The organism is Polaromonas sp. P5_D5 (genome assembly GCF_054049435.1).
The window spans coordinates 103,044-128,692 of sequence record NZ_JBFUMJ010000004.1; the positions used below are offsets into that span (position 1 = coordinate 103,044).

A 25,649-nucleotide genomic window follows, 5' to 3' on the forward strand; every position below is an offset into this window, starting at 1 on the left:
AGCTCGCAGCGCCCAAGCTTCACTTCAAAGAGGGGAAATCAACCACGTAGCCATTCATGGGCAGGGTGGCGCGCTGAATGGCCTGCTGCTGCGGCAATGCCGTCCACACCACTTTGCCCTGATCGGTCACGTCCGTAGCAACCCCCCTGGCCGTAAACGCGTCGATCACGTAGGGCACCCCTTGCGATGACAAGGGGCCGATGCCGTCCGACACATGGAAATGCAGGTGCGGTGCAGTGGTGTTGCCGGAATTTCCCAGCAGCGCCAGCACCTGGCCGCGCTTGACGCGGTCGCCGACACCCACCTTCAGCGAGCCCGGCTGCAGATGTGCATAAAACGCGTAGTAGCCACGTCCCAGGTCCAGGATCACATGGTTGCCCGTCACGTTTTGCATGGTCGTGTCGGGCGGCAAGGCGTTAGGCACCCGCTCAGGCAGCCCGTCGAGCACGGAAACCACTTTGGCATCCGCTACGGCAATCGCTTTTTGCCCATAGGTCGGCCAGTTTTCGTTCTTGTTGCTGTCGCCGTTGCTTTGCTGCGAGTTCGCGTCTATCTTGATCCAGTCGATTGCAAACCGCTGGCTGACGTAGAGAACGCCGTTCACCGGGATGCCGGCACGCCGGTGCGGAACCTCCCTGCAGCAGCCATTGAACGCAACCCAGCCGGAGCCCTCAAGCGGAGGGCCGATCAACGGCGCGGGCCGAGTGCTGACAGACACGGTGCCACCGGTTTGCGACGTCTGGACAAGGCCTTCACTCGCAGGTTTGACGGCGGCCGTGAGCCTGACTTCAGGTGCGGAGGTCACCACGCGATGCGACAGGGCTTTGGGGAGAGCCTGGCCGGCCTCCAGCACTACGTCAATCCAGAACAAACCGGCCTGTGCCGCGCCGATGCTGTCACCGCCCGCGCCGTCCAGCAACGAAAAAGTGCCGGCAACATCCGCCCCGGCGACGGTGGTCAACACCTTGCCGGAAGCGGCATCCAATACCTCCAGCGATACCAGCTTGACCGGCGCGGCCCGCGCATTGGTGACCTGCAGCTCGTAGTCGATGTGCACACGCCCATCAGCGCCGCGAAAAGGCACGGGGCGTGAGGCGGCGCTCAGCAGTACGGGTGTGTTCTGGTCGTGCGCACCGGCAAATTCCAGGTTGTTCAGTCCGGGTTTGGGTCCTGCCGCGAAGGCGTGCAGACTTCCGGCAAGTACCAGCACGGCCACAAAAAAACGACGCATGCGATCCTCCTTGTGATGGCGGGGCCATCATAGCGCCAAGCATCGCACCGTCGAAGCATAAGAGGGAGCGTGCCGCGCGAAGGAATCCCGCGCGGCATCAGAAGGGAGACTCAACGGGTCAAGCGCCCACACAAGCAGGCGCACTAAAGCTTGCGCGCCTTCCGGTCTCTGACTAGATCAGCGGTTGCTGTAGCCGGGAGACTGCTGCTGCGTGACCACGGGGGCCGGCGGCGGTTTGGGGCCGTAACTGGCGCCGTCCTGGGTCCGCAAGGTCGCCCCTTCCACCGTCACGCGGCTGCCAACACTGGGAGCTTGGGCAACTTCTACCAGGCGGTGAGAACCGTCTTCCATGCGCACGCCGACCTGGTAAACCGTTTCCTTGCGAACATGCCCTTCGATGGCGTTGCCAGCGAAACCGCCACCCACCGCACCCAGGATGGTGGCTGCCGTACGCCCACCACCATGGCCGACCTGGTTACCGAGCACGGCGCCCAGCACGCCACCCGCCACAGCACCTACGCCAGGGCCGGCCGGCTTGGTGGAGCGCTCAACCGGCGTCACCGATTCCACCGCGCCGCACACATGGCACACAGGCGCCGGTGCTACGGCGACCGGTGCAGGATAAGGAGCCGGCGCGGGCGAAATACCCGCATAACTCGGGGCGGGTGCCGGTTTTGGTGTCGGCTTGACCACTTTCTTGGTCGGCACGGGCGCGGGCTTGGCGGGTGCGGCAACCGGCTTTTCAGCCATGTCGTCCGCCGCATTGCTGGCCGCGGCCATGGGCGGCGCCACTAGCGGCGCGGCTTGCGGTGCTGCGAGTGCCACCGGCGTCGCCGTGACCGGGTTGCGCATCTGGTAAATCATGGTGCCGCCCATGGCCAGAACGGCCACTCCCAGTATGCCGACGGCGGCCCACAAGGGCTTGCTGGCCGACGGGGCCTGCTGGCCCGGCTGAAGAGTTTCGGTGGATGTGTTCATGGCAATTCCCTCTGGTGAAATCAATCGGTCCCGTGGCGGGAGTTCATCTATGGTTGTTCAACGTTTCCCATGCCGCGAAGGTAAACACGCTTTGGCAGGCGGCTGTGTATTTATGTAAACGCAGGTTATTTTCCGGCAAAGTCGCCGTAAACGCGAATTGCAACGGTAACGCGGCCTGTTGTTCCTGGAGACGCCCACAGAATCCAGCGAAGCGGTCCGCGGAAGGCGGCGCACAACGCCAAGAGGGTTTTCGGTGGAAGTGAATCCCGTATCACTCCCATTTGCCCCAATGACATCGACCTTAACGTGGCCGGGCAGCGGCCTCAACATCGGTAAGGGAAACTATTGTCTCGTCGCCGTACTTTTCTGCAAGCATTGTCTCTACTTCTTCATAGCTATGTGCGTAGAACGTTTCATGCACGCCCGGCTCGTCTGAATTCTTCTTCCACACGATCGCAAGGTACTCTTTAAGCTGCTTGTCCATCTGCCACCTCATTTTTTAAGGCATGTACCACTATTGCAAAAGCCGCCGATCGTGGCGCCTGATCCCTGCAGCAGCGCTTCGAGTTTCATTAGTGGCTCTTAAAGATTCGGTGCCAGCAGGCGCTGCAACTCGCCGGCCTTCAGGCCGCGCCGCTTGGCCAGGTCCTGCAGCTGGTCGTCGCCGATCTTGCCGACGTTGAAGTAGGCGCTTTGCGGGTGGCTCAGATAAAAGCCGCTCACACTGGCCGCCGGTGTCATGGCCAGGCTTTCGGTCAGCGCCATGCCGACCTCTTCGGCCTTGAGCAACTCGAACATTTCTTTCTTGACGCTGTGGTCCGGGCAGGCCGGATAACCTGGCGCCGGGCGTATGCCCTGGTATTTTTCGGCGATCAAGGCTTCGCTGTCCAGTGACTCGGCCGGCACATAGCCCCACAAATCCTTGCGTACGCGCTGGTGCAGGCTTTCGGCAAACGCTTCGGCCAGGCGGTCAGCCAGCGCCTTGAGCATGATGGACGAATAATCGTCGTGGTCATCCAGGAAGTACTTTTCCTTTTTCTCGGCGCCAATGCCTGCCGTGACGGCAAAAAGACCGATGTAGTCCGGAATTTTTGAGATGTTTTTGCCCGCAGCGCCCGCATATTCAGCGCGAGCAGCTATCAATTCAGGAGCAAGTACCTTGGGTGCGACAAAATCAGCCAGGCAACGGCTGGGGCGCATCACGCCGTCAATTGCGGTTTTTTCGGTTTGCTGGCGCAGGCCGTACCAGGTCATGGCCACTTCGCTGCGCGACTCGTCGGTGTAGATCTCGATGTCGTCGCCCACGCTGTTGGCGGGGTACAGCGCCATCACGCCGTTGGCGGTGAGCCAGCGGCCTTCGATCAGGCGCTTGAGCATGCGCTGCGCGTCGGCGTACACGCGCACAGCCTCGGTGCCCACCACCTCGTCTTTCAAAATGGCCGGGAAGGCTCCGGCCAGGTCCCAGGTCTGGAAGAAAGGACCCCAGTCGATGTACTGGGCCAGCTCCGACAGGTCGAAGTTCTTGAACACGCGGCGGCCAATGAACTTGGGCACGGGCGGTGTGTAGTGGGCCCAGTCCATTGACGTGGGATTGGCGCGGGCCTTGGCCAGCGGCCACATCGGTACCTGCTTTTTGTTGGCGTGCTGGGTGCGTACCTTGTCGTAGTCGGTATACAGCTCTTCGATGTATCTGGCGGCCTGGTCGGACAGCAGGCTTTGCGCCACGCTCACGCTTCGTGACGCATCGGGCACATACACCACCGGGCCTTCGTAGTGCGGGGAGATCTTGACGGCCGTGTGCACGCGGCTGGTGGTGGCGCCGCCTATCAGCAGCGGAATCTTCTTGATGCGGAAATGATCGTCCTTTTGCATCTCGGCGGCCACATACTGCATTTCTTCCAGGCTGGGGGTGATGAGACCCGACAGCCCGACGATGTCGGCGCCTTCAACCTTGGCGCGCGCCAATATTTCATGGCAGGGCACCATCACGCCCATGTTGACGACTTCAAAGTTGTTGCACTGCAAGACCACCGTCACGATGTTCTTGCCAATGTCGTGCACATCACCCTTGACCGTGGCGATGATGATCTTGCCTTTGGTCTTGACGTCACCGCCGGCGGCTTCGAGCAGCAGCTTTTCGGCTTCGATGTAGGGCAGCAGGTGCGCCACGGCCTGCTTCATCACACGGGCGCTTTTGACGACCTGGGGCAAAAACATCTTGCCCTGGCCGAACAGGTCACCGACGATGTTCATGCCGTCCATCAGCGGGCCTTCGATGACGTGCAGCGGCCGGCCGCCCTCCGCAAGGATCTCCTGGTAGACCTCTTCGGTGTCAGTCACGATGTGCTCGTTCATGCCGTGGACCAGCGCATGCGACAGGCGCTGGCGCACCGGCAGGGCACGCCATTCATTCTTCTTGCTGTCGTCCTTGGCGCCGCTCCTGGCAGTCTCGGCCACTTCAATCAGGCGTTCGCTGGGCGTGAGCTCAGGCTCGCCCGGCTTGTAGACCGGTGTGCGGTTGAGCACCACGTCTTCGACGCGCTCGCGCAGCACAGGGTCCAGGTCGTCGTACACGCCGACCATGCCGGCGTTGACGATGCCCATGTCCATGCCCGCCTGGATCGCGTGGTACAGGAACACGGTGTGGATGGCTTCACGCACCGGGTCGTTGCCGCGAAAGCTGAAGGACACGTTGGACACGCCGCCAGAGACCTTGGCGCCCGGCAGGTTCTGCTTGATCCAGCGCGTGGCGTTGATGAAATCGACCGCGTAGTTGTTGTGCTCTTCGATGCCGGTGGCGATCGCGAAAATGTTCGGGTCGAAGATGATGTCTTCGGGCGGAAAGTCCAGCTCGTCGACCAGCACGCGGTAGGCGCGCTCGCAGATTTCGACTTTGCGCTCATAGGTGTCGGCCTGGCCTTTTTCATCAAAAGCCATCACCACCGCTGCCGCGCCGTAGCGCTTGAGCAGCTTGGCCTGCTGCTTGAAGGGCTCCAGACCCTCTTTCATCGAGATCGAGTTGACGATTCCCTTGCCCTGGATGCAGCGCAGGCCGGCTTCGATGACGCTCCACTTGGAGCTGTCGATCATGATGGGCACACGCGCGATGTCGGGCTCACTGGCGATCAGGTTCAGGAAGCGCACCATGGCGGCCTGGCTGTCCAGCATGGCCTCGTCCATGTTGATATCGATGATCTGGGCGCCGTTTTCGACCTGCTGGCGGGCCACGGCCAGCGCCTGCTCGTATTCACCGTTGAGGATCATGCGGGCGAAGGCCTTGGAGCCGGTGACGTTGGTGCGTTCGCCAATATTGACAAACAGCGTGCCCGCGCCGATGGCGACCGGCTCCAGGCCGGACAGCTTCATGGGGGGAACATTGGGTAAAGATTCAGTTTCAGACACGGACTCACCTTGAGGCAAAGGTGAGCGTCGTTGCCGCAGGGGCCGCCGGAAGCCGCCGCCTGTAACCCAAGCCTGACGAACGCTTGTGTTCGCTGCAACGCTCCTTGGGTTACCATCATTTTAAGGGCTGAACGCCGCCCGCGCCATATCCTTGCACCAATGGCAAGAGATACCAACAAAAGTCCAGGGGATAGCCGGAGCCACCATGTTTGAAAACCTGTTCGGCAGAAAACAGCGGGGAACGCCCGATGCGCCCGAGTCCATGCGTCCCAAAGACCGCATGCGGGCCATTGAGGGCTCCAGCACGGCCGAGCTTGCCGCCAGGCTGCTGATTGCACCAACCGCCCTGATGCAGCTCACGCCCGAAGAGGCTTTCACTGTCGTCAGCTACATGACGCCGCGCAGGATTTCCGAGGGAACGACCTTCATCCGCGAAGGCGACAAGAGCGATACCGGTTATATGGTGCTGCTGCTCGAAGGCGAAGTCACTGTCGAAAGCATTGTGGTCAGCCGCCGCACGCCGGTCACCATCACGGTGCTGGGCCCCGGCAGCCTGATCGGCGAAATGGGCCTGGTCGACGGCCAGGCGCGGCTGGCGTCATGCACTGCCAGCAGCGACGTGAGCTGCGCCGTGCTGTCGCGCGCAGCGCTTGAAAAAATGGGGGAAGAGCAACCGGTGACTGCGGCCAAACTGATGTTTGCCGTTTCGCTGCGCATCGCCGAACGGCTGCGCGACACCAGCGAAAAACTCAAGATGTACAGCCAGCTGGTACAAGCCATGCAGCAGGAAATCGACCGGCTGATGCCGGGCTGATTTCCGTCTGGCAGAAAAGCGGGGAAGGCGCCAGGCTAGCCGCCCTTTCCGCCCTTTCCGCCCTTTCGATTTAGTCGAGCTTGATTTTGGCGACCTTGATCAGGCGTCCATAATCGGCGTGCTCTTTCATCACCATGTAGGCAAAGTCGGCAGAGCTCATGGGGCTGGGGGTCGCGCTCATGCGTGCAAACTTTTCTGCGGTATCGGGCGTGTTGAGCGCGTCGGCGAATGCCCTCTGCAGCTGGTCTGCCGTGGCTTTGGGGAGGTTGGCCGGGCCAAAGATGCCGAACCAGGTGCTGATGTGAAAGCCGGGCAACACGTCATTGATGGTCGGAATTTCCGTGAAGCTGCTGGAGCGGTTGATGGTGGTCACGCCAAAAGCGACCAGCTTGCCCGACTTGATGTTGGCGCTGGCAGAGGCCAGGTTGTCGAACATCAGGTCGGTCTGGCCGGACAGCAGGCCAGCCTGCGCCTGGGCCGAGCCGCTGGAAGGCAGGTGCACCACGCTGATCTTGGCCAGGCTTTTAAACAGCTCGCCCGCGAGGTGGCCGGCGCTTCCATTGCCGCCGGAGGCATAGTTCAGCCGGCCGGGATTCTTGCGTGCGTAGGCAATCAGGTCCTTGGTGTCCTTGATTTTCAGCCGCCTGGCCGTCTCGGCATTCATGACCAGCACGTTCGGCACCCGCGCCACCAACGTGATGGGCGTGAAGTCCTTCAATGCGTCGTAGGGCATGTTCGGGTAGAGCCATGGGTTGATGGCATGGGTGGCCACCGCCCCCATCACCAGCGTATGGCCGTCTGCAGGCGCCTTGGCGACGAGGGCCGCACCCACGTTTCCGCCGGACCCCGGCCGGTTGTCAACCGTGACTTCGGTTTTGAGCAGGGGACGCAGCTTCTCGGCCAGGATGCGCGCAGCGTTGTCCAGCGGGCCGCCGGCTGGATAGGGCACGACGATCGTCACCGGTTTTTGGGGCGACAGTTGTGCATGGCCTGCGAAAGCCGTCATCGCCAACGTGAATGCCGCTGCGGCCTTGATGAATAAACCCACCTTCATGATTTCCTTGGTTGTGTTGTGTTGCGTTGTTTTGCCGAACCATCAACGCTGCAGGGCGCAGCGCCGGAGAATGAAAACAGGGTTCGGCAAAGGGGCCTGACTATAGCCGCGAAATATGACTTTTCGGGACATCGCCGGGCACGTCATCTCATATGCATACTTATTAAGTACACGCGCATCAGAGAACCGGCTTTTTCGGCCACCCGACGGCATCACCCGGAAGTGATACGGGGCAGCGCTGCCCTCAGGCGGCCTCTTTGTAGAAGGCGCCGCGCTGCAGGGAGCGGCTGGCGACCGGCGCAACCGCATGGGCGATGGCACCTATGTGATCCGGAGTGGTGCCGCAGCAACCGCCCACGATGTTGACAAGGCCTTCCTCGGCAAACTCGCGCAGCAGGCGGGACGTCACGTCGGGTGTTTCGTCAAAGCCGGTGTCGCTCATGGGGTTGGGCAGGCCGGCATTGGGGTAGCAGCTGATGAAGGTGTCGCCGGCCACGCGGGCCAGCTCCTGGATGTAGGGGCGCATCAGGGTGGCGCCCAGTGCGCAGTTGAGGCCGACTGCCAGTGGTGCGGCATGGCGCACACTGTGCCAGAAGGCCGTCACGGTTTGCCCGCTCAGGATGCGGCCCGAAGCGTCGGTCACGGTGCCGCTGATGATCAGGGGCAGGCGCTCGCCGGAGTTGTCGAAGTATTCGTCAATGGCAAACAGCGCCGCCTTGGCATTGAGCGTGTCGAAGATGGTCTCGACCAGCAGCACGTCGCTGCCGCCCTTGACCAGCGCCTCCGTCTGTTCGTAATAGGCCTTGCGCAACTCCTCGAAGCTGGTGTTGCGCGCGCCCGGATCGTTCACGTCGGGGCTGATGCTGGCCGTCTTCGGCGTGGGGCCGAGGGCGCCGACGACAAAACGCGGCTTGTCGGGTGTTGAAAACTTGTCGCACGCGGCACGGGCGATGCGGGCCGACTCGTAATTCATCTCGACGGCCAGGTCGGCCATGTCGTAGTCGGCCTGCGCCACGGTAGTCGCGCCGAAGGTATTGGTTTCAATCATGTCGGCGCCCGCAGCCAGGTAGCCCTCATGGATGTCCTGGATCACGTCGGGGCGCGTCAGGCTCAACAACTCGTTGTTGCCCTTCACGTCCTTGTGGAAGTCCTTGAAGCGTTCGCCGCGGTACTGGGCCTCGTTGAGCTTGAAGCGCTGGATCATGGTGCCCATCGCACCGTCGAGGATGGCGATACGCTGTTCCAGGATGGCCGGCAGTTGTTGGCCGCGTGTGTAGATGATTGGCTTCATGGCCTCGATTTTAAGGCGCGGCAGCTTTTTCAGCAGACTTCGATGGGTTCTCTTCAACCAGCAGGGGCTGCGGAACCGGCTTTGCCGGGCCGCAGGCGCAGCGCCCCCTTGGGGGGCAGCGCATTACACGAAGTGAAAAGCGTGGGGCGTTAGACGACAATAGGGGTATTGCCCTGAACATGAAAAACTTTCAACCCAAAGAAGCCTGGACCTGGTTGCAGGCGCATCCCGACGCGCTGTTCGTGGACGTGCGCATGGAGATCGAGTCGCTGTATGTGGGCCGCCCACCGGGCGTGGTCAACGTACCGTGGTACGAATACCCCGACCTGCAGCCGGACCCGCAAAAGTTCGCCGACGCCGTGGCGCGCGAGGCCGCCGGCAAGGCGCAGCCGGTGCTGCTGATCTGCCGCTCCGGCAAACGCACGCTGGACGCCGGCAAGGCACTGGAAGCAGCCGGCTTCTCTGATGTGCAGCATGTGGTGCACGGCTTTGAAGGTGAGCTCGACGAACAGTTCCAGCGCTCCACCCTTTCCGGCTGGCGCTTTGACGGCCTGCCCTGGGAGCAGATGTAGCCGGTTTTCCCCGCTATTTATGTATCAAACAGGCCTCCAGCCCTTATGGATCTTGCGCAAGCAGCTCCTATTTTCATAGCGCTCATTTTCACCACTCCGACTTTCCGGCTTAACACCTTGTCTTCACTGCCCATTTCTGCGCCTTTGCCGACACCCCTGGACGTGCTCAGCCGGGTTTTTGGCTACGACAGCTTCCGCGGCCCGCAGGAGGCCATCGTGGACCATGTAGTTCGCGGCGGCGATGCCCTGGTACTGATGCCCACCGGCGGAGGCAAATCACTGTGCTACCAGATCCCGGCCATCGTGCGGCAAAACGCCGGCCACGGGGTCACGGTGGTGATCTCGCCGCTGATTGCGCTGATGCATGACCAGGTGGGCGCCCTGCATGAGGCCGGCGTGTCCGCCGCATTTTTAAACTCGACACAAAGCTTTGAAGAAAGCAGCCAGCTTGAAAAGCAATTGCTGCGCAACGAGCTGACGCTGCTTTACGCCGCGCCCGAGCGCATCAACACCCCGCGCATGAAAGGCCTGCTCGGCTCCCTGCATGAACGCGGCCTGCTCAGCCTGTTTGCGATTGACGAAGCGCATTGCGTGAGCCAGTGGGGTCACGACTTCCGGCCCGAATACCGGTCATTGAGCCTGCTGCACGAAACCTTCCCGAACGTGCCGCGTATCGCGCTGACGGCGACCGCGGATGCGCTGACACGGCAGGACATGATCGAGCGGCTCAAGCTGGAAGACGCATGCGCATTCGTCAGCAGCTTTGACCGGCCGAACATCCGCTACACCATCGTCGAAAAAACCGACGCCACGCGCCAGCTGCTGCGATTCATTGAAAGCGAACATGCCGGAGAAGCCGGCATTGTGTATTGCCAGTCACGCAAACGCGTGGAGGAAATTGCCGAGGCCCTGCAGGACGCCGGCCTCAAGGCCATGGCCTACCACGCGGGTCTGGACAGTGCCCTGCGCCAGCAGCGGCAAGACCGCTTCCTGCGCGAGGAAGGCACAGTGATGGTCGCAACGATTGCCTTCGGCATGGGCATCGACAAACCTGACGTGCGTTTTGTCGCGCACCTGGACATGCCGAAAAACATCGAAGGCTATTACCAGGAAACAGGCCGTGCCGGCCGCGACGGCCTCCCCGCCAACGCCTGGATGACGTACGGCCTGCAGGACGTGGTGAACCAGCGCCGCATGATAGACACCAGCGAAGCCGCCAGCGAAGAGTTCAAGCAGGTCATGCGCGGCAAGCTCGATGCCTTGTTGACGCTGGCTGAAGACACGCGTTGCCGGCGTGTCAGCCTGCTGCATTACTTCGGCGAAGACAGTCAGCCTTGCGGTAACTGCGACAACTGCCTGCAGCCGCCGGTGGTATGGGACGCGACCGAAGCCGCACGCAAGATGCTCAGTTGCATTTACCGCGTGCAGCAGGCCAGCGGCATCAGCTTTGGTGCAGGCCACCTGATGGACATCCTGCGCGGCAAGGCGACCGAAAAAGTATTGCAGTACGGCCACGACAAGCTCAGCACCTTCGGCATTGGCGCCGACCTGTCCGAAGTGCAGTGGCGTGGCGTGTTACGCCAATTGATCGCCAAGGGCATGGTGCGGGTCGACCCCGATGCGTTCAACACGTTGCAGCTGTTGCCTGATGCACGCCAGGTGCTCAAAGGCGAAGTCAGCGTGATGCTGCGCGAGCAGTCGGCCGGCGCCGGTGAACGGCGCAAAGGCAGTTCCAAAAAAGGCACCAAAACCTCCGCCAAAGGCATGGCCGAAGCCTCGCTCAATGCCGGTGCACTGGAGCGCCTGGCCCGCCTGAAAGCCTGGCGCGCCGAAGTCGCCCGCGAACACAACCTGCCGGCCTTCGTGATCTTTCATGATGCAACCTTGCGTGCCATTGCGGAACGCGCGCCGCAAGGCATTGCCGATCTCGAAGGCATCAGTGGTATCGGCGTCAAAAAACTCGAGGCCTACGGGGCCGAAGTGCTGCGCGTCTGCGCCGGGGCGGATTAGGCCCTCGCTTCCGATGGCCGATTCCCGTGCGGTGCCGGCAGCCCGGCCGCTTAAGTTGCGCCAGACGTATTGCGGATTTCGACGCTGTCTATGGCAGCCCGCGCAGGGCGCTGCGGTGTCAACAACCCGCGTACCAGGCCAGCGGCGTTAAAGCACCACGACACGACCGAGAACACGGCTTTGGTGGCGCTGCGTTTTCGCCATGCCATCAACAGGACGGGTGCTGCTGCAATGCCGGAGAAGGCTCCGATGCGCGCTGTCCACGGCATGGGAACCACCAGAACGGCAAGCAACACTGCCCACCACGCAAGCACGGCGACATACAGCCGCAACTCGCGCACCCGCGTTAGCACCAGCCCCAGGTGCGACTCACCCCAGGCCGCGCGCAGCACTTCGCCCAGGCCGCAGATGTAGCGGCTGCGCCAGCGGCGCACCAGCAATTGATAGGGAGGCGCATCGTGGCCATGGTGCCGCACGGAATCGGTGCCCAGGCGCCACAGCTTCCAGCCCCGGGCATGCAGGCGCATGGCCAGATCAAACTCTTCATAGCTGTGCAGGTTGCGGTCTGAAAAATACCCGGCCTGCTCCACCGCAGCTCTGCGATACAGGCCGCCCATGTCCAGCCGGTCCACCATGCCCGCCTGCATATGACCCAAACCGCGCTCCACGCGCGCCACGTATTCCAGGCTGCTGGTGTTCATTTCAACGACCTGCCCTCCCACGCCGGCCACGTCGGGGTGAGCCTGCATGAAGGCCAGCGCCTGCGGCAAAAACCCGGGCAGCATTTCCATGTCGCCATCCAGGATGTACACAAATTCGCCTGCCGAATGCTGGTAACCCAGCTGCGGGCCGATGCCGCAGCAGCGCTCATTGGCACGTGCCAGCTGCACGATACGGATGGGATAGGCAGACGCCAGCGCCACGGTGCGGTCGCTGGAACAGGAATCGGCCAGCACGACCTCGCCACCAACCATCCGGACGGCCGCCAGTGCACTTTCCACCGCGGCCACGATGCGCTTTTCTTCATTCAGGGCCTTGATGACGATGCTGACCGTGCAAGGCGTTTCGCTGGCTTCAGGAAGCATCGTCACGGCTCCTCAAAATAATGCGGGCCGGCACACCCACGGCAAGGGCTCCGGCGGGGACGTCGGTGATCACCACGGCATTGGCGCCAATGTCGACGTCGTCCCCGATCCGTACAGCCCCCAGGATCTTCGCGCCGGCGCCGATATTGACGCGGTTGCCGATGTGCGGCGCCTCGAGCGGCCTGTCGATACGCTGGTTGCCGATGGTGACGCCCTGGCGGATGATGCAGTCGTCCCCGATCACGGCCCGGCCATGCACCACAATCGCACCGGAATGCTCAATCACCAGGCGCCGCCCAATTTGGGCCGAGACGCCAATCGTGACGCCGCAAAACATTTCAGCCAGTTTGGCCAGCACCAAGTGCACGGCACCCAGCGGATAACGCACCAACCTGGACTGAAACCGGTAGCGCAGGTGCCCCAACCGGTACACCTGCAATGCCCAGAAGCCCAAGGACAAGACGCCTTCCTGCGCCACCCGCAAGTCTTCAAGAAAAGCCATTGTTATTGAGCTTTCGTAACATGCATCAAGACGTGAAACCCCTCCCCCGGCCGCAGGCTCCAACGGGGACCGCTCGGGTTTGGGGGATGAAGTCCGCGGCAAGTCCATCAGAACCCGACAAAAGCCGGAGCAGAAAATTCAGCCCTTGCGGAAATGCGGCGCAAGATTCGTACCAATGGACTCACCCGGAACTTGCCTGGCTGCGGTACCACCGGCGCAAGCAAGCTGTCGGAAGGCCATTGTGCCGGGGATGATTGGGGTTCCCTGTCAGCCGGATTCCCGCATAAGGTTATGCATCTTTCGCCGCGGTTAGCCTTTGCCTAGTAAGGGCTTGCCCTGAGAGGTACCCGCCATAGTTGGGCTAGCATCCGCCATTGGCATGGTTCGTGCTGATGTCGACCTACTTATTGACTGGAGAATCCTCGTGATCAAACTCGTAAAGAAACATGGACTTGTTGCCCTTGCAGCGGCCGGCCTCACTGTTGCGGCCATGGCACCTGCCCATGCCGGCAAGACACTGGACGCCATCAAGGCACGGGGCCAGGTCATCTGCGGCGTGAACGTCGGGCTGGCGGGGTTTTCCTCTGCCGACAGCAACGGCGCCTGGACCGGGCTCGACGTGGATGTCTGCAAAGCAGTCGCCGCCAGCGTGCTGGGCGACGCCAGCAAGATCAAGTGGGTTCCCCTGAACGCCCAGCAGCGCTTTACCGCCCTGCAGTCCGGCGAGGTTGATGTCCTGTCGCGCAACACCACGTTCTCGCTGACGCGCGACGCCTCTCTGGGCCTGCACATGACCGCCGTCACCTACTACGACGGCCAGGGCTTCATGGTCCCGGTAAAAAGCAAGATCAAAAGCGCCAAGCAGCTGAAAAACGCCACCGTCTGCGTACAGTCCGGAACCACCACGGAAAAAAACCTGACGGACTTCTCCAAGGCCAACAACCTCAACATGAAACCCGTCGTGTTTGAAAAGCAGGAAGCCGTCAACGCCGCCTACTTCTCCGGCCGTTGCCAGGCCTACACCACGGATGCATCCGGCCTGGCCTCGGTGCGCAACAAGGAAGCCAAAGTCCCGGCCGACCACCTGATCCTGCCGGAGCTGATCTCCAAGGAGCCGCTGGGCCCCATGGTGCGCCGCGGTGACGATGAATGGTTCGCCATTGTCAAATGGGTGATCTACGGCATGATCGAAGCGGAAGAATATGGCGTGACCCAGGCCAATGTCGATGCCATGACCAAGGAAAGCAAAGACCCGGTGGTCATGCGCCTGACCGGTAGTGGCGAAGACACCGGCAAGCTGCTGGGCCTGGACAAGGAATGGCTGGTTCGCGCCGTCAAGGCCGTCGGCAACTACGGTGAAATCTTCGACCGTAACGTCGGCCCCAAAACGCCCCTGGCACTGCCGCGCGGCCAAAACAATCAATGGAATAAAGGCGGCCAGATGTACGCCATGCCGGTGCGCTGAACGACTCCTTCCGATGCGCTGAACGCAACGGGCCGCTCGCAACCATCCGTTGACGAGCGGCCCGTTTTACTTGGGTAACCGCCTTATGTCCGAGCACTCCCTGATTCCCGCGCGGCCGGCGCCGGCGCTGCGGCGCAGAGTTTTTTCCTGGCGCAGCAAGCAGGCGCGCGCCGTTGTCTACCAGATCCTGGCCGTCAGCCTGATCGTCTTCCTCGTGTGGCTGCTCGTGAGCAACACCATGAGCAACATGAAGACGCGCGGCATCCAGAGCGGCTTTGATTTTCTGTTTCAGCCCGCCGGTTTCGACATCGGGGAAGGCTGGCTGAATTACGACTCGATTGATCCCTACTGGAAAGCCTTCCTCGTGGGGCTGGTGAACACGCTGCGCGTGGCCGTGGTGGGCATTGTGCTCACGTCCGTGCTGGGAACCCTGCTGGGCGTGGGACGCTTTTCGCGAAACGCCCTGATCCGCGGCCTGTGCTATGGCTATATCGAGATGTTCCGCAACATTCCGGTGCTGCTGCAGCTGTTGATGTGGTACCTGCTGTTCACGGAATACCTGCCGGCCATTGACCAGGCCCTGCATATCGGCAGCCTGGTGTATATCAGCAAGAACGGCCTGTCTTACCCCTTTCCGGTGTGGCATCTCGGGCAGACGCTGGCCCTCGTCGGCATGGCGGCCGGTGGTGTGGCGGGGTTTGTTTATGCGCGCCGGGCACGCCACCGCTTTGACCAGACCGGCCATGCGCGCCCCGTGTTGTGGGTGGTGCTGGGACTGGTCGCGGCCGGTGCGCTGCTGGGCTGGCTGGCCGGTGGTGCACCTTCCGAATGGAACCTGCCGAAACTGACGGAAACCCAGGTGGAGGGCGGTGGCGCGCTGTCGCCTGAATACCTGGCGGTGCTGCTCGGGCTGGTGCTCTACACCTCGGCCTTTGTGGCGGAGGTGGTCCGCGCCGGAATTGCCTCGGTCTCGCTGGGCCAGCACGAGGCCAGCGCATCGCTGGGACTCTCGCGCGGCCACTCCATGCGCCTGGTGGTGCTGCCCCAGGCGCTGAGGGTCATCATCCCGCCGCTGACCAACCAGTACCTGAACCTCACCAAAAATTCGTCACTGGCCGTTGCCGTGGGCTACCCCGACCTGGTGTCGATTGCCAACACCTCGCTCAACCAGACCGGCCGCGCCGTCGAATGCATTGCCATCATCATGCTGATCTACCTCACCACATCGCTGGCCACCTCTGCGCTGATGAACTGGTTCAACAGCCGCGCCGCCATCAAGGAACGCTGACATGAACCAGACCTTTGTTCCCGTCGCGCCGCGCCCGGCCCCCATCAAGATGGAGGGCCCGGGCCCCTGGCTGCGCAACAACCTGTTTTCCAGCGTCGGCAATGCGCTGGTGTCAGTCGGGGTCATCGCCCTGTTGCTGTGGGCCGCCTCGTCGGCCCTTCGCTGGGCGGTGTTCAATGCCGTGACCGCGGCCGACGCGGATGCCTGCCAGGCCGCACGCGGCATAGGCGCATGCTGGGGCGTGATCAACGAAAAAGCCCGCATCATCCTGTTGGGCCGCTACCCCCTGACGGAGCACTGGCGGCCGGAGCTGGCAACCTTTTTGCTGCTGGGCCTGGTGGTCGCAAGCTGCAGCCGCTGGTTCTGGAAACCCTGGCTGGGATTGATCTGGGTCGTGGTCCTGACGGCGTTCTTCACGCTCATGAGCGGCGGCATGTTCGGGCTATCCAAAGTGTCCACTGACCAGTGGGGCGGCCTGCCGCTGACCGTCATGCTGACGGTGATCTCCATGACGATTGCCTTCCCGATTGCGGTGGCGGTGGCGCTGGGGCGGCGCTCCAACATGCCCGCCATCAAGACCCTGTGCGTCATTTACGTTGAGCTGATTCGTGGCGTGCCGCTGATCTCCGTGCTGTTCATGGCCAGCTTCATGTTTCCGCTGTTCATGCCCATCGGCAAATCGCCCGACGTGCTGATCCGGGTGATCGTCGGCATCACGCTGTTTGCCGCGGCCTATATGGCGGAGATTGTCCGGGGTGGTTTGCAGTCCCTCTCGAAAGGCCAGACCGAAGCAGCCGCCAGCCTGGGCCTGGGCTACTGGCAGACGCAGATCAAGATCGTTTTGCCGCAAGCCCTCGGCGCTGTGGTGCCCAGCATCATGAACAACTTCATTTCGCTGTTCAAGGACACCTCCCTCGTGACCATCGTGTCGCTGTATGAACTCACCGGGGCCCTGTCGCTGGCTGTCGGGTCCGATCCGAACTGGCGGCCGTTCAAGATTGAGGCTTACCTCTTTATCGCCGCGATTTACTTTACCTGCTGCTTCGCCATGTCCCGCTACAGCCTCTGGATAGAGCGGCGGCTGGCTGTGGGCAAGGCCCGCTGACAAAAACCAAGGATCCCCATGAGCGACCCCATCATCCGCTTTGACAAAGTCAACAAATGGTATGGCAACAATTTCCATGTGCTGCGCGACTTGCAGCTGGACGTGCAGCAGGGCGAGCGCCTGGTGATCTGCGGGCCGTCCGGTTCGGGCAAATCCACGATGATCCGCTGCATCAATGCCCTGGAGGACTACCAGGAAGGCAAGCTCACCGTGGCCGGCTCCGTCCTCGGCGACGACATCAAGGCCATTGATGCCGTGCGCCGGCAGGTCGGCATGGTGTTCCAGCAGTTCAACCTGTTTCCGCACCTGACCGTGCTTGAAAACCTGACCCTGTCGCCCACCTGGGTCGCGGGCCTGTCCAAAAAGGAAGCGACCGAGCGGGCCATGCATCAGCTCGAACGCGTGCGCATCGCGGAGCAGGCACAAAAGTATCCCCTGCAGCTGTCAGGCGGCCAGCAGCAGCGGGTAGCCATTGCGCGTGCGCTGTGCCTCACGCCGAAAATCATGCTGTTTGACGAGCCGACATCCGCGCTCGATCCTGAAATGATCAAGGAAGTGCTGGACGTGATGATCTCACTGGCCGAGCAGGGAATGACCATGCTTTGCGTGACGCATGAAATGGGCTTTGCCAAGGCGGCAGCCGACCGCGTGATCTTCATGGACCAGGGCCAGATTGTTGAACAGAACACGCCCACGGACTTCTTCAACCACCCGCAGACCGACCGGGCGAAGGATTTCCTCTCCAAGATTCTGGGACACTAGAGGAATGTGCCAACTCCTCGGAATGAATGCCGCCAAACCCGCAGACCTTCGCTTTTCATTCACGGGTTTTGCCGCACGCGGCGGTCTGACGGACCATCATGGCGACGGCTTCGGCATCGGCTTTTTTGAAGACAAGGCCTGCCGCATTTTTATGGACAGCCAGCCAGCCGCCACCTCACCCGTGGCCGAGCTGCTCAAGAGCTATGCCATCAAGTCCTGCAATGTCGTGTCCCATATCCGCAAGGCGACGCAGGGCGATCCGCAGCGCCTGGAGAACTGCCATCCGTTCACACGTGAGCTCTGGGGCCGCCACTGGCTGTTTGCCCACAACGGCGACCTGATCAATTACTTTCCCGCCCTGGGCGGCAACTACCAGTCCGTCGGCACCACCGACAGCGAACGCGCTTTTTGCGCCCTGATGGAAAAACTCAAGGCCATCAGCCCGCGCGAACCCTGCTCGCTGGACACGGTGTTTGAAACCCTCTGCAGCATGAGCGAAGGCACGGGCGAGTATGGCGTATTCAACTACCTGCTCTCCAACGGGCAAGCCCTGTTCGCGCACTGCTCCACACGGCTGTATTACCTGGTGCGGGAATGGCCGTTTTCACACGCCAAGCTCGTTGACGCCGACCTGAGCATCGACTTTGCCCAAACCAATGTCCAGGAAGACCGGTTGTGTGTCGTCGCTACCCAACCGCTGACGCTCAATGAAAACTGGCAGCAGCTGCAGCCCGGGCAATTGCTGTGGATTGAAGGCGGCCGTATCGTGCGGCAGGCGCAGCTGAAGGTCAGCGAGGATGTGCGGCGTAAAAACGAAGCCAACCTGGCTTGCGTATAAAAATCAGGCCTCAGACCAATAGTGACGGGCGCAAGCAGCTATTCTTTTGATAGCAATCCGGCCCTGACGGAGCGTCTGTAATAGCGCCTGTTCCTATTGCATGAACCCCATGGCCCGCCCTTCGCGTACCTCGGGCTTGATGCGGTGCTCTGCCTCCAGCTGGGCCAAAAATTCCTCGCTGGAAAACTCTGCCGCGAGAATATCCACCTGCCGCTTCACGGCCGCGAAATCACCCGGGCACAGCTGCACCAGTTTGCCGAGCCTCTCCCGCAGCGGGGCCGCAAGCCGGTCGGCGTCGCCTGCGAGTGCTTCGGTGACAAACATCTGCTCACGCTGGGCATGAGTCAGCGGCATGAATTTGATTTTGAAGGTAAAACGCCGTAGCGCCGCCTGGTCCAGGCTTTCAAGCAGGTTGGTGGTGCAGATGAAGATGCCCGCATGGCGCTCCATGCCCTGCAGCATCTCGTTGACCTCAGTCACCTCGTAGGTCCGCTGGGCGCCGCGCCTGTCCTGCAGGAAGCTGTCCGCTTCATCCAGCAGCAATACGGCTTTTTCCGCTTCGGCTTCGCGGAACATCGCTGCCATATTCTGCTCGGTTTCACCGACATACTTGCTCATCAGGTCGCTGGCCTGCTTGATGATGAGCGGCAAATCCAGTGCTTTGGCGATGTGTTCGGCCAATGCCGTCTTTCCCGTGCCCGGCGGGCCGTAAAAGCACAGGCTGCCGTGGCTTCGGCTTTTCAGTGCCTCGACGATACGCGGTACCTCGAACCGGGATTCGACATTGAGCATGGAAAGGTCATAGGTGGTCGCGTTGCGCCGGCCGGAAGTTTCCGCCCTGTTGCCCAGCGCCACATCGGCATTCTTGAGCTGGCGCTCGATCAGCGACTCCATCAACAGCGGCCTGCCGCCCGACAGGATGGCGTGCATGCCTTCTGCGTCCACCTGTGCGTCTACCGCGTCTTCAGGCGCGCTGGCCAGCCGGGCAAACCGGACAGCCGTGCGTATTTGCGCGGGCGTCAGGCCCTTGCGGGCCGTCAGCTTGGCCACAAAGGCATCGCTGACATGAACACCTTCCAGTGTTTTGCGCACCAGGCCTTCACGAGCACCCGGCGGCGGCGACCTGAGTTCCAGGTGGTAGGCAAAGCGCCGGCGAAAAGCAGGGTCGATCTGCTCGATGCGGTTGGTGACCCACAGGGTGGGCACGGTGTTGGATTCAAGGATCTGATTGACCCAGGCCTTGCCGCTGACCGACCCGCTGGCAGGTACGGGCAATTGTTCGGAGCGTGCCATCAGCTGCGCGGCTTCGCTGGAAATCGGGGGAAACACATCTTCGACTTCGTCAAACAGCAAGGCGGAGTGCGTGCTGCCCTTCAGGAAGACCTGGGCGATTTGCAGCGAACGGTAGCGGTCGCGGCCACTGAGCGAGTTGCCGTCACGGTCGGCATATTCGACTTCGAACAGGTCCAGGCCGGCGGCCTGCGCCACCACCTTGGCCAGTTCGGTCTTGCCGGTGCCGGGCGGGCCGTAAAGCAGCACATTCACGCCTTGCTCCTTGCCGGCCACCGCATTGCGCAACAGCGACACCAGCACCTGGGCATCGTCGTGCACAAAAGCGAAGTCCGCCAGGCCCAGGCTGCTGTGCGCGGCCGGCCGTGTGAAGACCGCCATCAGCTCATTCTGGTCGCGGTATTCGCGCATCAGCACGGGCGGCAGTTTTTCACTCACCTTCATCAGGTCGGCAAGGTCGGTGATGTTGTGCTCGGAAATCAGGTTTTCAACCATGCCGATGCGCTCCAGGCGCGAGCCGGCGCGCAGCGCTTCGGCAACCTCGGGCGCCTTCACGCCGGCCACGTCGGCGATGGCGGCATACGCTTCGGGGGCATTGTTGACCTTGAACTCCACCAGCAGGGAGCGCAGGTCGCGCTGGTAGCGCGCCAGGGTGCCGTAGAGCAACAGCGCACGCTCGGCCCGGTTGAGCTGCAACAGGTTGGCCAGCGCATCGATGTTTTTCTCGACCAGCGTGGATTGTTTCTTGAGCGCCTGGGTCAGCCATTCGCCGGTGGCGGCCAGCACGGAGAGCAGGTCCTTGGGCTGGTCCTTCGCATGCTCGTCTAGGTAGAAGAACAGCGTGCCTTCTTCATAAGGGCCGCGCCAGGCGCCGTGGCGCGCCATGAACTCGGTGTCGGTCAGGCTTTCATGGCCGCGCCAGAACTCGTTGTCCTTGCAGCGGCGGCCAAGAAACTCGCGCAACCGCTGCACCGCTGGCAGGGGCCACACGAGATGCCGGCCCGAAAGCGAGAGCAGGCTGTTGAGGTCGCGGCGCACATTGAACTTCGCGCCTTGCCTTGCCGCCAGCGTCAGCACGAAATGCGAGCACATCAGGTCCAGCACCGGCGCTTCTTTCAGCCCGGGGGACAGCAGCCACTGCTGCTCGCTAACGGAACGCTTGCTCATGGACAAACCTCCCTTTGCAACTACACGGTTGGTAGACATGCCTGTGAGATACCCTGCTTCGAGACCGTCGCCTCACTGGCTATGAGCACCGCAGATGCGACCTGGTTCAATGAGACTCCACCATAACGCAGCTTGAAGCATCATGGAAGACGCTACTTGTACCCCCACGTGTGAAATGCACCACAGAAACTCCTGCGAAGATGCGCAAAGATGATCCCGCACAATCCCACCATAGCCCCGCAGAGGAATTCCCATGCTCAGTCTCAAAGATATAGAAACAGCCGCCCAGCGCCTGCAGGGCCACCTGCTCGATACGCCCTGCGTGGAGTCCAGGACGCTTTCCCAGTTGACGGGCGCGCAGATTTACCTGAAGTTCGAGAACCTGCAGTACACGGCGTCCTTCAAGGAGCGCGGCGCCTGTAACAAGTTGGCCCAGCTCTCAGCCGATGAACGGCGCCGCGGCGTGATCGCGATGAGTGCGGGTAACCACGCCCAGGGCGTCGCGTACCACGCACAGCGGCTGGGCATACGGGCCGTGATCGTGATGCCGCGCTTCACGCCGGGCGTCAAAATCGAACGCACCCGGGGTTTTGGCGCCGAAGTGGTGCTGCACGGCGATACGCTGGACGAATCACGCACCCACGCGCTGACGCTGGCTGAGCGGGAGGGCCTGGTCTTCGTGCACCCTTACGACGACGAAGCCATCGTCGCGGGCCAGGGTACGGTGGTGCTGGAGATGCTGCACGCGCAACCCGACCTCGAAACGCTGGTTATCGCCGTCGGCGGTGGCGGCCTGATTGCCGGCATGGCCACGGCGGCCAAGGCGATCAAGCCCGGCATTGAAATCATCGGTGTGCAGACCTCGCGCTTCCCGGGCATGGTCAATGCGATCAAGGGCACCCGGCACCCCCAGGGCACCAGCACCATCGCCGAGGGCATTGCGGTGGGGACGCCGGGCGTCATCCCGCAGGCCATCATCGCGAAGCTGGTTGACGACCTGGTGCTGGTAGACGAGGGCGATATCGAGCAGGCCATGGTCATGCTGCTCGAGATCGAGAAAACCCTGGTTGAAGGCGCCGGCGCGGCCGGGCTGGCAGCGCTGCTGAAGTACCCGGAGCGTTTTGCAGGTAAAAAGATCGGCCTGGTGCTGTGCGGCGGCAACATCGATCCGCTGCTGCTGGCAGCCATCATTGAGCGCGGCATGGTGCGCGCCGGGCGCCTGGCCCGCATCAAGGTCAGTGTGCGTGACATTCCCGGATCATTGGCAAAGATCACCGCCACTGTGGCCGACGCCGGGGCCAATATCGACGAGGTGCATCACCAGCGCGCCTTCACCATGCTCTCGGTCCAGAACGTGGAGATCGAGCTGGTGATCCAGACACGCGGGCGCGACCATATCCAGCAAGTGCTGGCGGCGCTGAATGCGGCCGGCTTCGAGGCGTCAGAGCAGCACTGAGCGCTGCGAGGGACCCGTCAATTCCAGCCAATCACCTCAAAACCCTTTTCACTCAAGCAACGCTGCACAAAGCTGCGGTAGGTGCTGTTGGGTTTGTCGTTGTGAAACGCGCCTGACACCGCACCCGCAGAGCCGCCCACGGCGGCGCCCGCGGCGCCGGAACGCAGTACGCCTTCGCCGCCGCGCCCGGTGATCAGCGCACCCACCGCCGAAGCCACACCCCCGACGGCTGCGCCTTCACCGGCACGCCGGCCGACTTCGTTGGTGCTTTGCGACGGGCTGAGCCCGGCGGCCGAGGCCCGTGACATGCAGGCGCTGGCCTCCGCCTGGCCTTGCGCGTCACCTACCCGGTTAAGGGTGGCGTTGGGATAGAGCACGGGCTTTGCCGAGGCGCTGTTGGGACCGCCGGAAGCACATGCCGACAACAGGGCCACGGCGGACAAAACAGCACCGGCTGAAAAAAAACGGAACCGCCGCTGAGGCGCGAAATGGGCTGGGGATTTCATGTATTCCTTCCACAAATAAGCATGGCAAAGGGTACCGCAAGCCAGGCGCCGGGCATCTTTGTCGCCCGCATCTTCATGTAACCATCTTCATGCAGGTAAAATCTGCCAAGACTCTCAAGCATTTCAGGAATCAACCCCATGTCCAGTCCAGCCAGCCACACCACCAATGCAGCCCACGACAGCGCCACTCCCGCCCAGGAGCAGGATGCCGTCGACGCGATCGTTCCGCTGATCCCCATTGTTCTGCCCGTGGTGGGCGGCGTGCTGATGTTCCTGCTGGCGTTTATCGCCATCTACATGGCCTGAAAGCCCCCGCTCTCACCCCGAAAGTCCGCATCTTGCGGACTTTTTTGTTTCCGGGGCTCCGCGCCCTCTTCTCCACTCTCTTCCCGGCCCACTTCCCGGCCCCTTCAGCCTGTTCACCGAGGAACCGGCCTGAAACTGCGGGCCGAAACGGCCGTCCAGGCATTCTTCACCCCGATGTCATGACTGCCGGAACCCCGGCGCAGTCTATGCATAACCTCATGCCGGTTATGCATAACTTTTGCCTGTAACTTACAGGTAACTCGCGCTGATCTTCTTAAAATGAATTGGACTGGCCGATCCGTGGAAGATGAAAAGCAGCCTCACGCTGCCGCTTTTTGTCATTGCGCCGCAGCACTTTTGAAGCTTGCGCACCGCCCGCCGACCGGGACCTGTTTGTTGTGCAAAGGGAAGCTTCCAAGCCTTATTTCGATAAACGTCTCCGTGTCGCAACCATCCAGGTTGCCGCGCGACGTTTCCCGAAATAACGCTTTTTAACTTTGGAGTTTTTTCGATGAACCACCCCGCGATGCAAGGGCTTAACCTCAACACGCCCCCCTACGTCAAGAATGCCAAACTGATTGCCTGGGTTGCCGACATGGTGGCCTTGTGCAAGCCCGACAACATTTATTGGTGCGACGGCAGCGACGCCGAATACCAGCGCCTGTGCCAGCAACTGGTCGACGCCGGCACCTTCAAAAAGCTTAACGAAGCCAAGCGCCCGAACAGCTTCCTGGCCTGCTCCGACCCGACCGACGTGGCGCGCGTGGAAGACCGTACCTTCATTTGCTCGGCCAAAAAGGAAGACGCCGGCCCGACCAACAACTGGATGGCCCCCGCTGAAATGCGCACCACACTGCAGCCCCTGTTTGATGGCTGCATGAAGGGCCGCACCATGTACGTGGTGCCTTTCAGCATGGGCCCGCTTGGCTCGCCCATCGCGCACATCGGCATTGAACTGTCCGACAGCCCTTACGTGGCCGTCAACATGAAGATCATGACGCGCATGGGCAAAGCCGTGTTTGACGTGCTCGGCCTCGACGGCGAATTCGTCCCCTGCGTGCACACAGTGGGTGCGCCGCTGGCCGAAGGCCAGCAAGATGTGAAATGGCCTTGCAACAAAACCAAGTACATCGTGCATTACCCCGAAACGCGCGAGATCTGGTCTTACGGCTCCGGCTATGGCGGCAACGCCTTGCTGGGCAAGAAGTGTTTTGCGCTGCGCATCGCCTCCAACATGGGCCGCGCGGCTTCGCAAGACGGCTCCGGCAACCCTGGCTGGCTGGCCGAACATATGCTGATCCTGGGCGTGACCTCGCCCGAAGGCAAGAAGTACCACGTCGCGGCGGCCTTCCCTTCGGCCTGCGGCAAGACCAATTTCTCGATGCTGGTGCCGCCGGCAGGCTTTGAAGGCTGGAAGGTCACCACCATCGGCGACGACATCGCCTGGATCAAGCCGGGTGCGGACGGTCGCCTTTACGCCATCAACCCGGAAGCCGGCTACTTCGGCGTCGCACCGGGCACCAACATGCTGACCAACCCCAACTGCCTGCGCAGCCTGGACAAAAACGTGATCTTCACCAACGTCGGCCTGACCGACGACGGCGACGTCTGGTGGGAAGGCATGGAGCAGGACGCCCCCGGCAAGGCATTGCCGGCGCACCTGATCGACTGGCAAGGCAAGGACTGGACGCCACAAATCGCCAAGGAAACCGGCGCCAAGGCCGCCCACCCCAATTCACGCTTTACCGTGGCCGCCACCAACAACCCGGCGCTGGACCCGGCCTGGAACGACCCTGCCGGCGTGCCGATTGACGCCTTCATCTTTGGCGGCCGCCGTTCGAACACCGTGCCGCTGATCACCGAAGGCCGCAACTGGGTGGAAGGCGTGTACATGGCCGCCACCATGGGCTCCGAAACCACGGCCGCCATCACCGGCCAGGTCGGCGTGGTGCGCCGCGACCCGTTCGCGATGATCGCTTTTGCCGGCTACAACATGGCCGACTACTTCCAGCATTGGCTCAACTTGGGCCAGAAACTCGAAGCCTCGGGCGCGAAGCTGCCGAAAATCTTCACCGCCAACTGGTTCCGCAAAGGCGAAGACGGCAAGTTTGTCTGGCCCGGCTACGGCGAAAACATGCGCGTGCTGAAGTGGATGATCGACCGCATCGAAGGCAAGGGCCAGGGCGTCGAGCACATCACCGGCGTCAGCCCCCGCTATGAAGACATGAACTGGACCGGCCTGGACTTCAGCGCCGAGCAGTTCAAGACCGTGACCAGCATCGACAAGGCCGCCTGGCTCAAGGAGCTGGAACTGCACGCCGAACTGTTCAAGCAACTCGAACATCACCTGCCGAAAGAGCTGGAGGAGACCAAAGCCGCGATCGAGCGCCGCCTGGTCGCCTGACCGGCACACCACGCGCGGGGCGTTTCGCACAACCTGCGGTACGCCTCATTCCTGGTGCAATGACTGCGCCAAGGCAAAAAAAAGCCACCGATCCGGTGGCTTTTTTTGTGGGCCGCTGCAAAG

General features: G+C 62.0%; 21 protein-coding genes and 1 riboswitch. Of the genes, 11 read left to right on the forward strand and 10 right to left on the reverse strand.

Going from position 1 to position 25,649, the window contains the following annotated elements:
* Positions 1-19: 19 nt before the first annotated feature.
* The 4 genes from ACXJKE_RS16890 to metH form a co-directional block, all read right to left on the reverse strand.
* A complete protein-coding gene (locus ACXJKE_RS16890) occupies positions 20-1,231 on the reverse strand; it encodes a M23 family metallopeptidase (protein ID WP_457281754.1) in 1,212 nt (403 codons plus the stop codon).
* 177 nt (positions 1,232-1,408) lie between these two features.
* Positions 1,409-2,209 (reverse strand): glycine zipper 2TM domain-containing protein, encoded by an 801-nt coding sequence (locus ACXJKE_RS16895; RefSeq protein WP_457281755.1) that lies wholly within the window; start codon positions 2,207-2,209, stop codon positions 1,409-1,411.
* 301 nt (positions 2,210-2,510) lie between these two features.
* Positions 2,511-2,693, reverse strand: coding sequence for a hypothetical protein (locus tag ACXJKE_RS16900; RefSeq protein ID WP_457281756.1), 183 nt, complete (start codon positions 2,691-2,693; stop codon positions 2,511-2,513).
* Between the two features lie 98 nt (positions 2,694-2,791).
* Positions 2,792-5,611, reverse strand: a complete 2,820-nt coding sequence (metH, locus tag ACXJKE_RS16905; RefSeq protein WP_457281757.1) for a methionine synthase — start codon at positions 5,609-5,611, stop codon at positions 2,792-2,794.
* Between the two features lie 15 nt (positions 5,612-5,626).
* A riboswitch (S-adenosyl-L-homocysteine riboswitch) is annotated at positions 5,627-5,723 on the reverse strand.
* A gap of 93 nt (positions 5,724-5,816) precedes the next feature.
* Here metH and ACXJKE_RS16910 point away from each other — a divergent pair.
* A complete protein-coding gene (locus tag ACXJKE_RS16910; protein WP_457281758.1) occupies positions 5,817-6,425 on the forward strand; it encodes a Crp/Fnr family transcriptional regulator in 609 nt (202 codons plus the stop codon).
* A 70-nt stretch (positions 6,426-6,495) separates the two neighbouring features.
* Here ACXJKE_RS16910 and ACXJKE_RS16915 read toward each other — a convergent pair whose 3' ends face one another.
* Both ACXJKE_RS16915 and ACXJKE_RS16920 read right to left on the reverse strand, forming a co-directional pair.
* Positions 6,496-7,479, reverse strand: coding sequence for a Bug family tripartite tricarboxylate transporter substrate binding protein (locus ACXJKE_RS16915; protein WP_457281759.1), 984 nt, complete (start codon positions 7,477-7,479; stop codon positions 6,496-6,498).
* A 244-nt stretch (positions 7,480-7,723) separates the two neighbouring features.
* A complete protein-coding gene (locus ACXJKE_RS16920) occupies positions 7,724-8,770 on the reverse strand; it encodes a homocysteine S-methyltransferase family protein (RefSeq protein ID WP_457281760.1) in 1,047 nt (348 codons plus the stop codon).
* Positions 8,771-8,949: 179 nt separating this feature from the next.
* On the opposite strand from ACXJKE_RS16920, the gene ACXJKE_RS16925 reads away from it, so the two are divergent.
* Positions 8,950-9,342, forward strand: a complete 393-nt coding sequence (locus tag ACXJKE_RS16925; RefSeq protein WP_457281761.1) for a rhodanese-like domain-containing protein — start codon at positions 8,950-8,952, stop codon at positions 9,340-9,342.
* A 117-nt stretch (positions 9,343-9,459) separates the two neighbouring features.
* The gene (recQ, locus tag ACXJKE_RS16930) at positions 9,460-11,352 is read left to right on the forward strand and encodes a DNA helicase RecQ (RefSeq protein ID WP_457281762.1); all 1,893 of its coding nucleotides are present in this window, start codon (positions 9,460-9,462) and stop codon (positions 11,350-11,352) included.
* 50 nt (positions 11,353-11,402) lie between these two features.
* Here the strand turns inward: recQ and ACXJKE_RS16935 are convergent, their stop codons facing one another.
* On the reverse strand, positions 11,403-12,437 hold the full coding sequence (locus tag ACXJKE_RS16935; protein ID WP_457281763.1) for a glycosyltransferase family 2 protein: 1,035 nt from the start codon (positions 12,435-12,437) through the stop codon (positions 11,403-11,405).
* Positions 12,427-12,939 carry a serine O-acetyltransferase gene (locus ACXJKE_RS16940; RefSeq protein WP_457281764.1) on the reverse strand — a complete coding sequence of 171 codons (513 nt, stop codon included), beginning with the start codon at positions 12,937-12,939 and terminating at the stop codon, positions 12,427-12,429. Before ACXJKE_RS16940 ends, ACXJKE_RS16935 begins: the two co-directional genes overlap by 11 nt.
* A gap of 490 nt (positions 12,940-13,429) precedes the next feature.
* Here ACXJKE_RS16940 and ACXJKE_RS16945 point away from each other — a divergent pair, with 490 nt between their 5' ends.
* The 5 genes from ACXJKE_RS16945 to ACXJKE_RS16965 all read left to right on the forward strand — a co-directional run bounded on the left by ACXJKE_RS16945 (position 13,430) and on the right by ACXJKE_RS16965 (position 18,397).
* Positions 13,430-14,404, forward strand: a complete 975-nt coding sequence (locus ACXJKE_RS16945; protein ID WP_457282080.1) for an amino acid ABC transporter substrate-binding protein — start codon at positions 13,430-13,432, stop codon at positions 14,402-14,404.
* Between the two features lie 85 nt (positions 14,405-14,489).
* Positions 14,490-15,692 (forward strand): amino acid ABC transporter permease, encoded by a 1,203-nt coding sequence (locus tag ACXJKE_RS16950; protein WP_457281765.1) that lies wholly within the window; start codon positions 14,490-14,492, stop codon positions 15,690-15,692.
* 1 nt (position 15,693) lies between these two features.
* Complete coding sequence (locus ACXJKE_RS16955; RefSeq protein WP_457281766.1) at positions 15,694-16,797, forward strand: amino acid ABC transporter permease; 1,104 nt, start codon at positions 15,694-15,696, stop codon at positions 16,795-16,797.
* An 18-nt stretch (positions 16,798-16,815) separates the two neighbouring features.
* Complete coding sequence (locus ACXJKE_RS16960; RefSeq protein WP_457281767.1) at positions 16,816-17,559, forward strand: amino acid ABC transporter ATP-binding protein; 744 nt, start codon at positions 16,816-16,818, stop codon at positions 17,557-17,559.
* 4 nt (positions 17,560-17,563) lie between these two features.
* Positions 17,564-18,397: a class II glutamine amidotransferase gene (locus ACXJKE_RS16965; RefSeq protein ID WP_457281768.1), complete on the forward strand. Its 834-nt coding sequence runs from the start codon at positions 17,564-17,566 to the stop codon at positions 18,395-18,397.
* Positions 18,398-18,490: 93 nt separating this feature from the next.
* Here the strand turns inward: ACXJKE_RS16965 and ACXJKE_RS16970 are convergent, their stop codons facing one another.
* Entirely contained in the window at positions 18,491-20,854 is a 2,364-nt protein-coding gene (locus ACXJKE_RS16970; protein WP_457281769.1) for an ATP-binding protein, read from the reverse strand.
* A gap of 253 nt (positions 20,855-21,107) precedes the next feature.
* Here ACXJKE_RS16970 and ACXJKE_RS16975 point away from each other — a divergent pair, with 253 nt between their 5' ends.
* Positions 21,108-22,310 (forward strand): threonine ammonia-lyase, encoded by a 1,203-nt coding sequence (locus ACXJKE_RS16975; protein WP_457281770.1) that lies wholly within the window; start codon positions 21,108-21,110, stop codon positions 22,308-22,310.
* Between the two features lie 17 nt (positions 22,311-22,327).
* Here ACXJKE_RS16975 and ACXJKE_RS16980 read toward each other — a convergent pair whose 3' ends face one another.
* A complete protein-coding gene (locus ACXJKE_RS16980; RefSeq protein ID WP_457281771.1) occupies positions 22,328-22,816 on the reverse strand; it encodes a glycine zipper family protein in 489 nt (162 codons plus the stop codon).
* Positions 22,817-22,954: 138 nt separating this feature from the next.
* On the opposite strand from ACXJKE_RS16980, the gene ACXJKE_RS16985 reads away from it, so the two are divergent.
* Entirely contained in the window at positions 22,955-23,122 is a 168-nt protein-coding gene (locus tag ACXJKE_RS16985) for a hypothetical protein (RefSeq protein ID WP_164483721.1), read from the forward strand.
* A 511-nt stretch (positions 23,123-23,633) separates the two neighbouring features.
* Entirely contained in the window at positions 23,634-25,526 is a 1,893-nt protein-coding gene (locus tag ACXJKE_RS16990; protein ID WP_457281772.1) for a phosphoenolpyruvate carboxykinase (GTP), read from the forward strand.
* Positions 25,527-25,649: the final 123 nt, after the last annotated feature.

Bases quoted from the DNA above. Each gene is read 5' to 3' on its own strand.
- ACXJKE_RS16900 (WP_457281756.1), bottom strand. From the start codon at position 2,693: ATGGACAAGCAGCTTAAAGAGTACCTTGCGATCGTGTGGAAGAAGAAT.
- ACXJKE_RS16925 (WP_457281761.1), top strand. From the start codon at position 8,950: ATGAAAAACTTTCAACCCAAAGAAGCCTGGACCTGGTTGCAGGCGCAT.
- ACXJKE_RS16980 (WP_457281771.1), bottom strand. From the start codon at position 22,816: ATGAAATCCCCAGCCCATTTCGCGCCTCAGCGGCGGTTCCGTTTTTTT.
- ACXJKE_RS16955 (WP_457281766.1), top strand. From the start codon at position 15,694: ATGAACCAGACCTTTGTTCCCGTCGCGCCGCGCCCGGCCCCCATCAAG.
- ACXJKE_RS16985 (WP_164483721.1), top strand. From the start codon at position 22,955: ATGTCCAGTCCAGCCAGCCACACCACCAATGCAGCCCACGACAGCGCC.
- ACXJKE_RS16940 (WP_457281764.1), bottom strand. From the start codon at position 12,939: ATGGCTTTTCTTGAAGACTTGCGGGTGGCGCAGGAAGGCGTCTTGTCC.
- ACXJKE_RS16975 (WP_457281770.1), top strand. From the start codon at position 21,108: ATGCTCAGTCTCAAAGATATAGAAACAGCCGCCCAGCGCCTGCAGGGC.
- ACXJKE_RS16910 (WP_457281758.1), top strand. From the start codon at position 5,817: ATGTTTGAAAACCTGTTCGGCAGAAAACAGCGGGGAACGCCCGATGCG.
- ACXJKE_RS16920 (WP_457281760.1), bottom strand. From the start codon at position 8,770: ATGAAGCCAATCATCTACACACGCGGCCAACAACTGCCGGCCATCCTG.
- ACXJKE_RS16890 (WP_457281754.1), bottom strand. From the start codon at position 1,231: ATGCGTCGTTTTTTTGTGGCCGTGCTGGTACTTGCCGGAAGTCTGCAC.
- ACXJKE_RS16945 (WP_457282080.1), top strand. From the start codon at position 13,430: ATGGCACCTGCCCATGCCGGCAAGACACTGGACGCCATCAAGGCACGG.
- ACXJKE_RS16915 (WP_457281759.1), bottom strand. From the start codon at position 7,479: ATGAAGGTGGGTTTATTCATCAAGGCCGCAGCGGCATTCACGTTGGCG.
- ACXJKE_RS16950 (WP_457281765.1), top strand. From the start codon at position 14,490: ATGTCCGAGCACTCCCTGATTCCCGCGCGGCCGGCGCCGGCGCTGCGG.
- ACXJKE_RS16990 (WP_457281772.1), top strand. From the start codon at position 23,634: ATGAACCACCCCGCGATGCAAGGGCTTAACCTCAACACGCCCCCCTAC.
- ACXJKE_RS16935 (WP_457281763.1), bottom strand. From the start codon at position 12,437: ATGCTTCCTGAAGCCAGCGAAACGCCTTGCACGGTCAGCATCGTCATC.
- ACXJKE_RS16970 (WP_457281769.1), bottom strand. From the start codon at position 20,854: ATGAGCAAGCGTTCCGTTAGCGAGCAGCAGTGGCTGCTGTCCCCCGGG.
- ACXJKE_RS16960 (WP_457281767.1), top strand. From the start codon at position 16,816: ATGAGCGACCCCATCATCCGCTTTGACAAAGTCAACAAATGGTATGGC.
- ACXJKE_RS16965 (WP_457281768.1), top strand. From the start codon at position 17,564: ATGTGCCAACTCCTCGGAATGAATGCCGCCAAACCCGCAGACCTTCGC.
- ACXJKE_RS16895 (WP_457281755.1), bottom strand. From the start codon at position 2,209: ATGAACACATCCACCGAAACTCTTCAGCCGGGCCAGCAGGCCCCGTCG.